The sequence below is a fragment of the Hylemonella sp. P2_B10 genome (genome assembly GCF_056404875.1).
The window spans coordinates 13,272-24,990 of sequence record NZ_JBFUDE010000006.1 but is presented as its reverse complement, the minus strand read 5'-3'; the positions used below and the strand labels follow the sequence as shown (position 1 = coordinate 24,990).

General features: G+C 62.0%; 16 protein-coding genes. 9 read left to right on the top strand and 7 right to left on the bottom strand.

Going from position 1 to position 11,719, the window contains the following annotated elements; all coding sequences use genetic code 11:
• Positions 1–18 precede the first annotated feature (18 nt).
• Positions 19–1,221 carry an ammonium transporter gene (locus AC1DX2_RS22920; protein WP_477198740.1) on the bottom strand — a complete coding sequence of 401 codons (1,203 nt, stop codon included), beginning with the start codon at positions 1,219–1,221 and terminating at the stop codon, positions 19–21.
• A 280-nt stretch (positions 1,222–1,501) separates the two neighbouring features.
• On the opposite strand from AC1DX2_RS22920, the gene AC1DX2_RS22915 reads away from it, so the two are divergent.
• From AC1DX2_RS22915 to AC1DX2_RS22905, 3 genes are all read left to right on the top strand, one after another.
• Entirely contained in the window at positions 1,502–2,038 is a 537-nt protein-coding gene (locus AC1DX2_RS22915) for a CHC2 zinc finger domain-containing protein (protein ID WP_477198739.1), read from the top strand.
• A complete protein-coding gene (locus AC1DX2_RS22910) occupies positions 2,031–3,254 on the top strand; it encodes an AAA family ATPase (RefSeq protein WP_477198738.1) in 1,224 nt (407 codons plus the stop codon). The genes AC1DX2_RS22915 and AC1DX2_RS22910 overlap by 8 nt, the downstream gene beginning before the upstream one ends.
• 273 nt (positions 3,255–3,527) lie before the next feature.
• Entirely contained in the window at positions 3,528–3,959 is a 432-nt protein-coding gene (locus tag AC1DX2_RS22905) for a hypothetical protein (RefSeq protein ID WP_477198737.1), read from the top strand.
• A gap of 648 nt (positions 3,960–4,607) precedes the next feature.
• Here AC1DX2_RS22905 and AC1DX2_RS22900 read toward each other — a convergent pair.
• Complete coding sequence (locus AC1DX2_RS22900) at positions 4,608–5,051, bottom strand: hypothetical protein (RefSeq protein WP_477198736.1); 444 nt, start codon at positions 5,049–5,051, stop codon at positions 4,608–4,610.
• 138 nt (positions 5,052–5,189) lie between these two features.
• On the opposite strand from AC1DX2_RS22900, the gene AC1DX2_RS22895 reads away from it, so the two are divergent.
• Genes AC1DX2_RS22895 through AC1DX2_RS22880 form a run of 4 tightly spaced genes read left to right on the top strand, consistent with a single transcriptional unit; the run spans position 5,190 to position 7,613 of the window.
• Positions 5,190–5,585, top strand: coding sequence for a LexA family protein (locus AC1DX2_RS22895; RefSeq protein WP_477198735.1), 396 nt, complete (start codon positions 5,190–5,192; stop codon positions 5,583–5,585).
• A gap of 24 nt (positions 5,586–5,609) precedes the next feature.
• Positions 5,610–5,882, top strand: coding sequence for a BrnT family toxin (locus AC1DX2_RS22890; protein WP_477198734.1), 273 nt, complete (start codon positions 5,610–5,612; stop codon positions 5,880–5,882).
• Positions 5,875–6,282: a BrnA antitoxin family protein gene (locus tag AC1DX2_RS22885; protein WP_477198733.1), complete on the top strand. Its 408-nt coding sequence runs from the start codon at positions 5,875–5,877 to the stop codon at positions 6,280–6,282. Before AC1DX2_RS22890 ends, AC1DX2_RS22885 begins: the two co-directional genes overlap by 8 nt.
• Positions 6,283–6,296: 14 nt before the next feature.
• Complete coding sequence (locus AC1DX2_RS22880; protein ID WP_477198732.1) at positions 6,297–7,613, top strand: Y-family DNA polymerase; 1,317 nt, start codon at positions 6,297–6,299, stop codon at positions 7,611–7,613.
• Positions 7,614–7,621: 8 nt separating this feature from the next.
• Here the strand turns inward: AC1DX2_RS22880 and AC1DX2_RS22875 are convergent, their stop codons facing one another.
• Positions 7,622–8,356 carry an SOS response-associated peptidase gene (locus AC1DX2_RS22875; RefSeq protein ID WP_477198731.1) on the bottom strand — a complete coding sequence of 245 codons (735 nt, stop codon included), beginning with the start codon at positions 8,354–8,356 and terminating at the stop codon, positions 7,622–7,624.
• A gap of 391 nt (positions 8,357–8,747) precedes the next feature.
• On the opposite strand from AC1DX2_RS22875, the gene AC1DX2_RS22870 reads away from it, so the two are divergent.
• On the top strand, positions 8,748–9,074 hold the full coding sequence (locus AC1DX2_RS22870) for a hypothetical protein (protein ID WP_477198730.1): 327 nt from the start codon (positions 8,748–8,750) through the stop codon (positions 9,072–9,074).
• Between the two features lie 126 nt (positions 9,075–9,200).
• On the opposite strand, the gene AC1DX2_RS22865 is transcribed toward AC1DX2_RS22870, so the two are convergent.
• From AC1DX2_RS22865 to AC1DX2_RS22850, 4 genes are all read right to left on the bottom strand, one after another.
• Positions 9,201–9,800: a hypothetical protein gene (locus AC1DX2_RS22865; RefSeq protein ID WP_477198729.1), complete on the bottom strand. Its 600-nt coding sequence runs from the start codon at positions 9,798–9,800 to the stop codon at positions 9,201–9,203.
• Positions 9,801–9,833: 33 nt separating this feature from the next.
• Positions 9,834–10,142: a helix-turn-helix domain-containing protein gene (locus AC1DX2_RS22860; protein ID WP_477198728.1), complete on the bottom strand. Its 309-nt coding sequence runs from the start codon at positions 10,140–10,142 to the stop codon at positions 9,834–9,836.
• The gene (locus tag AC1DX2_RS22855; RefSeq protein WP_477198727.1) at positions 10,105–10,509 is read right to left on the bottom strand and encodes a type II toxin-antitoxin system RelE/ParE family toxin; all 405 of its coding nucleotides are present in this window, start codon (positions 10,507–10,509) and stop codon (positions 10,105–10,107) included. Before AC1DX2_RS22855 ends, AC1DX2_RS22860 begins: the two co-directional genes overlap by 38 nt.
• A 158-nt stretch (positions 10,510–10,667) precedes the next feature.
• Positions 10,668–11,099, bottom strand: a complete 432-nt coding sequence (locus tag AC1DX2_RS22850; RefSeq protein ID WP_477198726.1) for a helix-turn-helix domain-containing protein — start codon at positions 11,097–11,099, stop codon at positions 10,668–10,670.
• Positions 11,100–11,183: 84 nt separating this feature from the next.
• Between AC1DX2_RS22850 and AC1DX2_RS22845 the strand changes: the two genes are divergently transcribed.
• Positions 11,184–11,678, top strand: a complete 495-nt coding sequence (locus AC1DX2_RS22845) for a DUF2938 domain-containing protein (protein WP_477198725.1) — start codon at positions 11,184–11,186, stop codon at positions 11,676–11,678.
• Positions 11,679–11,719 lie beyond the last annotated feature (41 nt).

Here is an 11,719-nt window from a genome sequence, read left to right as displayed (position 1 = left end):
CCGGGTCCCGATTGCAGCCTACCAGTTCACTTCGCGCTCCGGCGTGGCGCTGATCTTGTGGATGGACAGGTCGGCGCCGTCGTATTCCTCCTCCTGGCTCAGGCGCAGGCCGGTCATGACCTTGAGCAGCCCATACACCACAAAGCCGCCGGCCAGCGCCCAGGCGATGCCCAGGCCCGTGCCCAGCAGCTGCGCCCCCAGGCTGACGCCGCCCAGGCCACCCAGCGCCTTGGCGCCAAAGATGGCAGCCGCCAGCCCGCCCCAGGTGCCGCACAGCCCGTGCAGGGGCCACACGCCCAGCACGTCGTCGATCTTCCACTTGTTCTGCGTCAGGGTGAACATGCCGACAAAGATGACACCGGCGACGCCACCGGTAACCAGCGCCCCCAGCGGGTGCATCACGTCGGAGCCGGCGCACACCGCCACCAGCCCGGCCAGCGGACCGTTGTGTACAAAGCCGGGGTCGTTCTTGCCCATCACAAACGCGGCCAGCGTGCCGCCCACCATGGCCATCAGCGAGTTCACGGCCACCAGGCCCGATATCTTGTCCAGCGTCTGCGCGCTCATCACGTTGAAGCCGAACCAGCCCACCGTCAAGATCCAGGCCCCCAGTGCCAGGAAGGGGATGCTGCTGGGCGGGTGCGCGGCAATGGCGCCATCCTTGCGGTAGCGGTTGCTGCGCGCGCCCAGCAGCAGCACCGCCGCCAGCGCGATCCAGCCACCCATGGCATGCACCACCACGCTGCCTGCAAAGTCATGGAACTCGGCCCCGGTGGTCGCCTGCAGCCACTGCTGGAAACCGAAATGCTGGTTCCAGGCGATGCCTTCAAAAAAAGGATAGATGAACCCCACGATGACGCCCGTGGCCAGCAGCTGCGGCCAGAACTTGGCGCGCTCCGCAATGCCACCCGAGATGATGGCCGGTATGGCCGCCGCAAAGGTGAGCAGGAAGAAGAAGCGCACCAGCTCGTAGCCGCCCTTCAGCGCCAGCTGGTCCGCGCCCACGAAGAACGTGGTGCCATACGCCACCGCGTAGCCCACAAAGAAATAAGCCACGGTGGACACGCAGAAATCCACCAGGATCTTCACCAAGGCATTCACCTGGCTCTTGCGGCGCACGGTGCCCAGTTCCAGAAATGCGAAACCGGCATGCATGGCCAAGACCATGACGGCGCCAAGCAGTAAGAACAGGGCGTCCACGCCCTGTTTGAGTGCATCCATGGGGAGTCCTCTGGTAAAAATGATCTTTATTGGTGCTTTTTCAGCGAGAAAAGCAGAGTTGCACCAATAGAAAGCAAAACGCATGCCAAATTTGCGCCAAATGGGTGCGCCTGGGTTTTGCCGCACAAACCTGCACCAATTTTGCGCACTCTGGTGCATGGGCGCCGCAGATGCCTCTGGGTAAATTAAACTAAAGTTAAAATCAAGGAAAGGCCTTGTCTATTGATGGATTGCTGCTAATATTGAACTATAGATTAATTAATTTAACGCTTAGTTCAAGATGGGCCAATTCATCAAAGACCAGCTGCCAGACCCGCAGGCGTATTACGAAGCCGAAGGCCTTGTCTTCCAAAAGGGCGGCAAGCAGTGGCGCACCACACGGTGCGCCTTTCACGGCGGCAGCGACAGCATGCGCATCCACCTGCCCAGCGGCGCCTTCATCTGCATGGCCTGCTGCGGCGCGCGCGGGGGCGATGTGCTGGCCTACCACATGGCCGCGCATGGCCTCAGCTTTGTAGAGGCCGCCAAGGCCCTGGGCGCCTGGCGGGAAGGCACCGGCAACGGGCTGCACCACACCGCCAGCCGCGAGGCCCCCGAACGCCCCGAGCGCCCCGAACGCAACCGCCCCGCGCAGCCCACGGCCCGCGCCATCATGTCGCTGGTGCACTCGGAGCTGATGCTGTGCGCCATCTTCATCAGCGACGCGCTGCGCGGCAAATCCATCAGTGAAGAAGACGCCGCCCGCTTCCGCGAAGCGGCGGCGCGCATCCAGTTCGCAGCCAACTTTGCCGGCATTGAGGAAGAGCACCATGACTGACACCACCCACAGCAACCCCTTTTCGGCAGACAGCCAGCTCAAGCGCACCATGGCGCAGGTGGATGCAGCCATCGCGCGCCAGCAGGCCGCCGAAGCCGAACGCCAACAAATCACCGCCGATGACGGCGTGCTGCTGTTCAACGTCGCCCAGCTTGCCCCCAAGCCCGTGCGCTGGCTGTGGCCCGGCTGGCTGGCCCAGGGCAAGCTGCACGTGCTGGCCGGCGCGCCCGGCGAGGGCAAGACCACCATCGCCATGTCCTTCGCCGCCACCATCAGCGCCGGCAACCAGTGGCCCGATGGCACCTGGGCCGAGCCCGGCAACGTGCTGATCTGGAGCGGCGAGGACGACCCCGAAGACACCCTGGTGCCGCGCCTGATAGCCGCTGGCGCCGAGCCCAGCCGCTGCTACATCGTCGGCGGCCGGCGGGTGGATGGCGAGCTGCGCAGCTTCGACCCCGCGCGCGACATGGCCGCGCTGCACGAGCAGGCCAGCCGCATCGGCGACGTGCGCCTGCTCATCGTGGACCCGCTGGTCAGCGCCGTGGCCGGCGACGGCCACAAGAACAACGAGGTGCGCCGCGCCCTGCAGCCCATGGTGGACCTGGGCCAGCGCCTGGGCGCCGCCGTGCTGGGCATCAGCCACCTGAGCAAAGGCGGCGGGGCAGACGGCAACCCGCTGAACCGCGTCAACGGGTCGATTGCCTTCGGCGCGCTGGCGCGCCTGGTGCTGCTGACCGGCACCGCCCGCAAGCCCACCGGCTTGAATGCAGAGGCCCAGGCCAGTGGCCTGGCCGGCAGCGGCGGCAGCGACACCTGGCGCCTGCTGACCCGCGCCAAGAGCAACATCGGGCCGGACGGCGGCGGCTTCGCCTACCAGGTGGAGCAGGTGATGCCGCGGCCGGGCATCACCACCAACGGCATTGTGTGGGGGGAGCAGTTGGCGGGGTCGGCGAGGGAGTTGTTGGCGGATACGTCAGGTGACAGGGCCGGCAACGACGCCCCCAGCCAGACTGCGCTGGACGAAGCAGCTGAGTTTCTGCGCGACGCGCTGGTAGCCGGCCCGATGCGCAGCAACGCGGTAAAGGCCGAGGCCGCCGAAGTTGGCCTGTCGTGGGTGACCGTGCGGCGCGCCTCAGACAACATGGGGGTGATCAAGACGCGACACAGCGGCGGGTATTGGGAATGGGCGCTGGCGCGGTTGCCGAGGGAGATGTGAGGGCGTATTTGCATCAGGAGCCGAGCAACTTGCTCATGGGCCGCAGGGACGGAGGATGAGCAAGTTGGGCAAATCGAGATCCGAGATTTGACTTCAGCTGCTGGTTCGCTTCAGGCAGAATATTCGTATCCGTTCAACAAGACCGGAAATAATCAAAGTGAAGCTGCAAGCCACTTTCAGGAGGATTCGATGGCCAGTTTATCGAGCAGTGTCCAACTTATAGAGCAGCGTTTGCTCTATACATTGCGTTAGAGCGCAACCACTGTGCCCGGTATGCCAAGTCTTCCTTCATCGCTCCGTATCCTGGCCATTGCCATGTATCTCATCTCGCTCGCGATGGTGCCGTACACGGCCCGAGAACACCAATTGGAAATGCGCGGAATCGGGATTCTCTTTTTGGGATGGGGAGCGTTGCCTACAATTCTGGCTTGGTCGGCAAATCCATTGCTTATCTTTGCATTGATTCGAATGAAAAAGGCGCCCGTCTTGAGCATTGCACTATGCGTACTCGGATTGTTGCTTGCCTTGGACTTTCGGAGCGTTCAAAGTCTGGGTTGGGATTCATCCAACGATATAGATATGGGTACTGTGATGGCGATCAATTCTGGGGCTTATATCTGGCTTGCCAGTCTCATTCTTGCGGGCGTGGCGGCAACAGCCTATGCGCTTCAAGATTATCTAAGCAGTTTGCCATCCAACAGTTGAGCTCATCAATATGAATGTGTGCTCTAACTGGGCAGCCAAATCGGAAGGCTTCGCCTCCACTTGCTTTCGGCGTTAGGTCCCGCTTCATGCCGTACTTGTCCGCGCCACTTCGAATCGGCACTGCTGGTGTAGTGATGTGTTTAGTCGCGATGCACGGGGTTCATGCCGTGGCGCAGCCCAGTTTCCCCAGTCAACCGAACTGCCAGTTGAACACGCCCCCGAAGAGTGCCATCGTCGTGGTAACCCACGGAGTCGACCTTTTCTACTATCCGCAGCGCGCGGCAATCACGACCAGATACACCGGCTGTCAAAGTGGTTGGATGGGCGACAGTCGCCGTCCGTCCGATGCACAGCTGCTTCTCAGAGGCTACTTCGAGAATGGTGAGCTGAAGAGTGTGTGGGTGTTTGAGCCTAGTAAGCCTGCGCTTCACTGCCAGTACTCCGCAGGCGCAGTAATCAAGCCACTACCAGCACCAGAGGCTTGCCCTGCTTCCTCCACACTTCCCCTCGACCCGCAGAAGGTGCCCAAGTGACGGGCAAAGTGACTGCTCTGAGCACTGACACGCTTGGCGCAATGACGGACGCAATCGACCAACGGTCTAACCGTGCGTTCGACACTGGTACGCAAGCGTGCCGGTCAACTTTGCGTTAGACCTCATGGAAATCCAAGTCGAAGACCATCGTGGGGTTCTCGAATCGGAGATTCGGCTTCATGCAACGCATGCGGTTTCGCTTGAGATCGTTCCCGATGTTGGGGAGTGGGCAAAGGCCAACGAAATACTCGTCCTCGGGAATCCAATCGGGGCTTCGATTCCAACTCGGGCTCTCCTGCCTCGCGCTGTAGTTGTCCGTTCCAAGCTGAGCGAAGGCGACATTGCAGGATCTCTTGGGAGGCTCGACCACCGCGGCTACTGGAGTGAGACCAGAGAGATGAGGAAGAACCCCGTCTTGTTCCTCAGGCATTTGGTTCTGCATGAGCTTGCACACCTCGAAAACAACTGGGACCAAACACGCGAGGATGACTGCGACAAATGGGCCTTCGATCGCCTTGTCCCCTAGTGTGACCCGCTGGCTGTTGACCAACTTGCTCATCCCTGTCTCTAGCTTTGGATGAGCAAGTTGCCGACGATCTCTTGCATTCAGAATTGAAATTTGCAGTGGCTCCTTTATACTGTTTGTATGTACAGTATTGCGCCACCAAGCGGCACGCTCACCGAGCCAGCCCCTCCCATGCCCCTCCCATGGGTAGAGGGCACCATCCGCGCCGGCTTCCCATCCCCGGCGGCGGATTTCACCGTCAAGCGGCAAGACCTCAATGAGCTGCTGATCACCCATCCGGCGGCCACCTTCTTCTGGCAGGTCAGTGGCACGTCGATGGAAGGGGCCGGCATTGGCGATGGCGACATCCTGGTGGTGAACCGGGCGCTCACCGCTCGCCATGGCGACGTGGTGGTGGCCGAGGTGGATGGGGATTTCACTGTCAAATACCTGCACAAGCGCGGCACGGTCATGTCGCTGCGCGCGGCCAACCCCACGTTTCCGCCCATCAGCTTTCGCGATGGGCAGACGGTGGTGGTGTGCGGGGTGGTGACGGCCAACATACGGCAGTTTCGGCGCTGCAATTGACGATATGTATTGGATATGCATAATATGAGCATAGACATAGAATTTGACCCTGCCAAGGCGCAAGCGAACTTGCGCAAACATGGCGTCGACTTTGCTCACGCGGAACAGGTGCTTCGTGATCCTTTGGCGTACACCATTGAAGATCCTGACGCCAAGGGCGAACAGCGCTTTGTCACATTGGGTATGGATGCCCTGGGCCGGATACTGGTCGTTGTCCACACGCCGCGCGAAGACCGAATCCGGCTAATTTCTGCGCGCAAGTCCAGCCGGAGAGAAGCGGAGAAATACCATGCGTAAAGAATACGATTTCAGTCAAGGTAAGCGGGGTGCTGTTGTGGCATCGGCGGGTAAAACCCGCATCACCATCATGCTGGATGACGATGTAATTGAGTTCTTTCGAGCCTACGCAGAGGCGGCAGGTGCTGGCTATCAAACCTTGATCAACACGGCATTGCGAGCAACGATGGCAAACGCCAAGACCAGGAAAAGTGACGACGAACCAGTGACGGTCGCCAAGTTGCGCACAGTGCTTCAAGAAGTGCTTCTTGCGGCACCGGCGCCTGGCGAGGCGTTTGGGCTTAAGTTGCTGCAGTCGGTGCGGGAGATGAATGCGAAGGAATTTGCTCGCATCACTCAGATGTCCTCAGATTTGGCAGTGAGTTCAAGTCCGGCAAAGCGCAAGCGCGCTGCGGCCTGATTTCGGCGTACAGCATGTACGCGCTGCTTGACGGCAACAACTTCTACTGCGCCTGCGAACGCGCCTTTCGCCCCGCGCTGCGCGACCGCCCGGTGGTGGTGCTGAGCAACAACGACGGCTGCGCCATCTCGCGCAGCGACGAGGCCAAGGCGCTGGGCATCAAGATGGGGGCGCCGTGGTTCATGCTGGAAAAGCAGGCCGAGGCCGATGGCGTGGTGGCGCTCAGCGCCAACTTCGTGCTGTATGGCGACATGAGCCACCGCATGATGAGCATTGCCGCCAGCCTGGGTGTGCAAGAGGTGTATTCGATAGACGAATGCTTCTTGCACCTGGGCACGCTGCGCGGCGACATGACGGCCCAGGCCCAGGAGCTGCGCGAGCGGGTGCAGCAGTGGATAGGCATTCCGTGCTGCGTGGGCATTGGCGCCACCAAGACGCTGGCCAAGCTGGCCAACCACGTGGCCAAGACGGCTTACCGCAAGCCGGGCATCTACCCCGCAGAGCTGGCCCGCGTGGCCAACCTGGCGCGGCTGCCCAGTTCGGACATGGATGCGATATTGGCCGCCACGCCCGCGCGCGAGGTGTGGGGCATAGGCCCGCGCCTCAGCGCCAAGATGACAGAGGCGGGCATCCACACCGCGCTGGACGTGGCCCGCATGGACGCCACCACGGCGCGCAGCCGCTGGAGCGTGATGGTGGAGCGCACCGTGCGCGAGCTGCAAGGCCAGCCCTGCATCACGCTGGACGACGCACCGCCGCCGCGCCAGCAGATTGCCTACACCCGCAGCTTTGGCCGCGCGGTGACGCGGCTGGCAGACCTGAGCGAGGCCGTCACCCACTTTGCCACCGGTGCGGCTGAAAAGCTGCGCAGCGACGGCAGCGTGGCCGGCCAGGTGCAGGTGTTTGTGCGCACCAGCCCGCACCGCGACAAGCCGCAATATGCGCAGCAGGTGACCGTGCCGCTGCGCAAGCCCACTGCCGACACCAGCGCCATCGTGCACGCGGCGCGCGCGGGCATGGCGGCCATCTACAGGCCGGGGTTTGACTTTGTGAAAGCCGGCGTGATGCTGCTGGACTTGTCGCCCGACACCACCGAGCAGCTGGAGCTGGATTTGGCCACCGAGCCAGCGCCAGCGCAGGCCACCCCCCGCAGCCGCACCAGCCTGATGGCCGCGATGGACGAGATCAACGACAAATATGGCCGCGGCACCTTGCTGCCGGCCGGTGCCGGCGCCCGCCAGAACAGCAAGCGCGCCTGGGGCACAAGGCAGGTGCGGCTGACGCCGCAATACACCACGCGGTGGGCGGATGTGCCTGCGGCGCGGGCGTAGCCAAGCCGCTAAAACAAGCCCGGGTCTTCAATCACCGGTGGCGCTGGCGGCGGCTTCTTCGCCCGCGGTGCCTTTGGTTTTGCCTCAGCCGGGTCTTTCTTCTTGCGCGGTGGCAGCGGTGCCGGCGCGGTGACCAGTTCGCCTTGGTATTGCTGGAAGTAGCCCTTGGCCTCGTCGGGCGAGCAGGTCAGCCAGCCGTCATACTGGTCTTTCGTCAGCATCACCACCATGCGCTTTTCGTCGTCGGGCTTGTGAAACTGCGACATCACCGGATGCGTGTCCGCGTTGACGGTGATCATGGTGAATGAGTTGCGCGGCAGGCCCGCAGGGTCTCGCCACACGCGGTAGATGCCGGCGATGGCCATGGGCTTGCCTTCCGGAAAGCTGATGCGCCAGCGCACCGGGTTCTGGCCAAACATGTCGTACTTGGGTTCGTAGATCAGCTCTGCGGGGATGATGCAGCGGCGGCTCTTTTCCCAAGATTCTCTGAAGCTGGCCAGGGTGGCGATGGTTTCGCTGCGGGCGTTGTAGGTCTTGCGGCCATAGGCGATCTCCTTGGCGAAATGGGGCAACAGGCCGAAGTGGCCGCGCTCTACGATGCGTTTGCCGGACTCGCTCAACCGAATGAATGGCCCCAGGCCCATCGGCCAGGTGTCGCCGTCCGCGCTGCCGGCGTCGCCGGTGGCGCCGAACTCATCCTCCAGGCCGCCGAGGTCGAAGTAGGCAAGGTAATTGGCACACATGGGCGTATTGTGAGGTTGCAATTGCACGCGATAATACTGTATATTTAAACAGTGAAATGCGCTGTTTATCGATCACGCTTCAAGGGCAACAAGTTGCCTCGGCCAGACGGCCCCATATGGGGTGTTTTGGAGGTCATGCCCTTTCAGGATGGTAGCAATGGACCGCCTATCCTCCGTGCGGATCTCCTCGGCACTGAGGGGCAAGGCTTGCTGCCGTTGCTGTATCACGTTCGCGTGGGCCGTGTGCAGGGCATGTGGCTTTCGGTGACCGGCACGGAACATGTGCCACGGAGCAGCGGCAGTAAAAGCAAGATGGACCACTACAGGCAGACTTGGTGGTGCCTGGTAGACAGCGCCTGGCCCACAATCGACAACGAAGCGGAGAAGCGCAATGAACCTGGACGATGAACCCGATGACGAATTGACGGACCACGACGCACCGCTGAGTTACCACATCAAGGTGACGCAGCGCACCGGTGAACCGCTGACGTCTGCGCAAACGCTGGGTGTGCAGTCTCGTGCGTGGAATGTGCTGTTTGCCATATTCGGTAGCGAGGCGGCTGTGGTGAAGGCCGCGCAGGATGACGAGGCGTCAGTCTCTGCTGCCGCCATCATCTTGTGGGAGGGCGCCTGGGCCAAGGCTGGCATAGCGGGGAGATTCGGGTTGCCGGCTGGGGTGCGCGTGGAGTTGAGCATCGCCTTTCATCACACGTTCTGACCTTAGGCTATTGCGCGGCAGACCTGTGGTGCTGAAAATCCACAACCGGTGAGGTGACGGATTGGCGCGAAGAGTCGATCTGCATTGATAGTGGCAGTGGCTGCGCAGCTGAACCCAGCCCCCGCCCTAAAGCGCCGAATTCTTCTGGCTCCGTATCGCCTCGTAGCACACCTTGGCGTTCTTGAATTCGTAGGTCAGCATCAGATAGGCCTGTGCCTGGTTGATCATCGTCGTTTCGATGCTGATCGTGGCCAGGTTGTCCGGCAGGGGCTCGCCGTTCATGCCCCAATAGGCTGCCAGCGCGCGCTCTTTCTTCAGCATGGCCATAGTCCAGTCGCGGGGTTCTTTCCAGATGCTGCCGTCCAGCAGCACGTCCTGGCGCTCTGCGGCGCCGTATTTGTCGGCCAGCGCTGCTTCGAGCTTGCCAAACTGCTCCATCACTTCACGGCCATAGCTGCTGGTGGCGATGGGTTTGCCGGCGGCCATGATCTTGCACAGGCCGGGCCCGGGCATGATGACCAGCTGGTAAGTGCCAAAGTCCGGGTGCGCCTTGGGCACCGAGGGCGTCCTGTAGGCGCCGGGGAACGAGCCCTTTTGCAGCGGCATCTGCCTGGCCAGCTGCTCATAGCTCTGGCCCATGTCGAGCCCAAAGGGGCCGGCCAACACCGCGCCCGGCGCGGCGATGAGCAGCGCGAGCGATAGTTTCCACGTCAGTTTGCTACCCATGGTTCCTCCCTTGTTTTTCAAGCAGAGCACGCATCACGCCAACACTTCCAACCCCTTGCGCTCCACCAGGTTCAACAGCTTCAGCGACGGGCCGTTGGGGTGCTTGTCGCCGCGCTCCCATTTCTGCACGGTGGACGGGCTGGTGTTCAGGTAGGCCGCAAACACGGCCTGGCTGGCCCGGCAGCTCAGCCTCAGGGACTTGATCTCGTCGGCCGTGTAGTCCTTGACGGGCGGCAGGCAGGCGATGTCGAACTCGCGCATGGTCTGCGCGTCCAGCAGCCCGATGTCCGCGAGGTCTTTCGCGCTATCGTGCAGGGTCTTCAGCAGCCGGCTGGTGGCCATGGTTCACCTCTGTCAATTTGCCTTCGCGCAATGCATGCGCCAGTTGTTCATGGGTCAGCGCCAAGTGAATGGCCGCTAATTGCTTCAAGGCTTGCAGTTCCAGGTCGTTCACGTTGTCGCGTTCGTTCTTGGCGAAGCCATACACAAAGAAGGCGCGCTCACCCACCCGATAAGCCAGCAGGGTGCGTGCGCCGCCGCGCTTGCCGCGACCAGGGAGCGCCACGCGTTTCTTCACCACGTGGCCACCCAGGTGGGCATCGACAAGACCGCTTTCCATCTCGGCCACGGCTTGCATCAAGACTTGGTCAGACAAGGCTTCTTTGCCGGCCCATTTGTCGAATTGCCGCGTTTTGAAAACACGCACCATGGGTTGTCACTCGGTTAAATATATCACTAAGTGCTATAGAAGAGGTTTGTTTGCCATGAAAACCTCAATGCCTGTTTATACTGTATAAATATACAGTTTTCAAGGGGCCATGGTCGATGTTGGCTGTGGCTGCTGAGCGGTGTGTCGAGGCACCTGCCCTACCGCGCAGAATTCTTTCCGGCCGCCCCCGCCTGCAACTCCTCCAGCGTCCCCGCCGTCGCCGCCTTCAGCAGCCGCCGAAACGAAGGGCATTCCATGTGACTCGGCGCCGGGCACTTGACGGCGTGCTTCAGGCTGTTGCTCATGGCGCGCAGCCGCTTGATGGTGGCGTCCACCTGATCGGCCTTGGCCTGCAGCATCTTGCGGTCGATGACGGGCCGCTTGCCCGGCGTGAAAACGCGCGAAATCTCGTCCAGCGAAAAGCCCGCAGCCTGGCCCAGTGCGATGAGGGACAGCTGCTCCAGCACGGCGGGCTCAAAGAGCCGCTTCAAGCCGTGGCGGCCGACTGAGGTGATCAACCCGCGCTCTTCGTAGTAGCGCAGCGTCGATGCCGGCAGGCCTGAGCGTTTGGCGACTTCGGAAATGTCCATGTTACAAAAAACCTGTTGACCTCAAGTTGACTTGAATTTGTATATTAGCTTCAACACATCGCTCAGTCCACCTGAAAGGCACCCATGATCCTCTTTGACCCAACCATTCCCCGCGTGATCGCCATTGGCGTAGGCGCAACCGTCTTGATGGACATGTGGCTGATGCTGCTCAAGACGCTGGACGTGCCCACGCTCAACTTCGCCCTGGTTGGCCGCTGGGTGGGCCACATGCCCGCTGGCCAGTGGGCGCACAACGGCATCGCCAAGGCGTCGCCCGTGCGGGGCGAGGCGGCCTTGGGCTGGGCTATCCACTACGCCACCGGCATCGCCTTTGCGGCGCTGTTGGTGGCGCTGGCCGGCCGGGCGTGGCTGCATGCGCCCAGCCTGGTGCCGGCTTTGGCGGTGGGCATGGTCACGGTGGTGCTGCCGCTGTTCGTCATGCAGCCGGCCATGGGTGCGGGCGTGGCGTCGTCGCGCACCAAGACGCCGCTGCGCAACTGCCTGAAGAGCCTGGCCAACCACACCGTGTTCGGCCTGGGCCTGTATGTCGCGGCCCTGGCCACTTCCATCTGGGCCTGAGGCCCGGTTTCGCTCAACCCCATTCAATCCCATTTACAGGA

What these genes read in the sequence shown, in the direction of transcription:
- AC1DX2_RS22850 (WP_477198726.1), bottom strand. Translation starts at nt 11,099, where the DNA reads ATGGACATTTCCGAAGTCGCCAAACGCTCAGGCCTGCCGGCATCGACG.
- AC1DX2_RS22865 (WP_477198729.1), bottom strand. Translation starts at nt 9,800, where the DNA reads ATGGGTAGCAAACTGACGTGGAAACTATCGCTCGCGCTGCTCATCGCC.
- AC1DX2_RS22875 (WP_477198731.1), bottom strand. Translation starts at nt 8,356, where the DNA reads ATGTGTGCCAATTACCTTGCCTACTTCGACCTCGGCGGCCTGGAGGAT.
- AC1DX2_RS22895 (WP_477198735.1), top strand. Translation starts at nt 5,190, where the DNA reads ATGCCCCTCCCATGGGTAGAGGGCACCATCCGCGCCGGCTTCCCATCC.
- AC1DX2_RS22860 (WP_477198728.1), bottom strand. Translation starts at nt 10,142, where the DNA reads ATGGCCACCAGCCGGCTGCTGAAGACCCTGCACGATAGCGCGAAAGAC.
- AC1DX2_RS22900 (WP_477198736.1), bottom strand. Translation starts at nt 5,051, where the DNA reads ATGAGCAAGTTGGTCAACAGCCAGCGGGTCACACTAGGGGACAAGGCG.
- AC1DX2_RS22910 (WP_477198738.1), top strand. Translation starts at nt 2,031, where the DNA reads ATGACTGACACCACCCACAGCAACCCCTTTTCGGCAGACAGCCAGCTC.
- AC1DX2_RS22855 (WP_477198727.1), bottom strand. Translation starts at nt 10,509, where the DNA reads ATGGTGCGTGTTTTCAAAACGCGGCAATTCGACAAATGGGCCGGCAAA.
- AC1DX2_RS22880 (WP_477198732.1), top strand. Translation starts at nt 6,297, where the DNA reads ATGTACGCGCTGCTTGACGGCAACAACTTCTACTGCGCCTGCGAACGC.
- AC1DX2_RS22890 (WP_477198734.1), top strand. Translation starts at nt 5,610, where the DNA reads ATGAGCATAGACATAGAATTTGACCCTGCCAAGGCGCAAGCGAACTTG.
- AC1DX2_RS22845 (WP_477198725.1), top strand. Translation starts at nt 11,184, where the DNA reads ATGATCCTCTTTGACCCAACCATTCCCCGCGTGATCGCCATTGGCGTA.
- AC1DX2_RS22885 (WP_477198733.1), top strand. Translation starts at nt 5,875, where the DNA reads ATGCGTAAAGAATACGATTTCAGTCAAGGTAAGCGGGGTGCTGTTGTG.
- AC1DX2_RS22915 (WP_477198739.1), top strand. Translation starts at nt 1,502, where the DNA reads ATGGGCCAATTCATCAAAGACCAGCTGCCAGACCCGCAGGCGTATTAC.
- AC1DX2_RS22920 (WP_477198740.1), bottom strand. Translation starts at nt 1,221, where the DNA reads ATGGATGCACTCAAACAGGGCGTGGACGCCCTGTTCTTACTGCTTGGC.
- AC1DX2_RS22870 (WP_477198730.1), top strand. Translation starts at nt 8,748, where the DNA reads ATGAACCTGGACGATGAACCCGATGACGAATTGACGGACCACGACGCA.
- AC1DX2_RS22905 (WP_477198737.1), top strand. Translation starts at nt 3,528, where the DNA reads ATGCCAAGTCTTCCTTCATCGCTCCGTATCCTGGCCATTGCCATGTAT.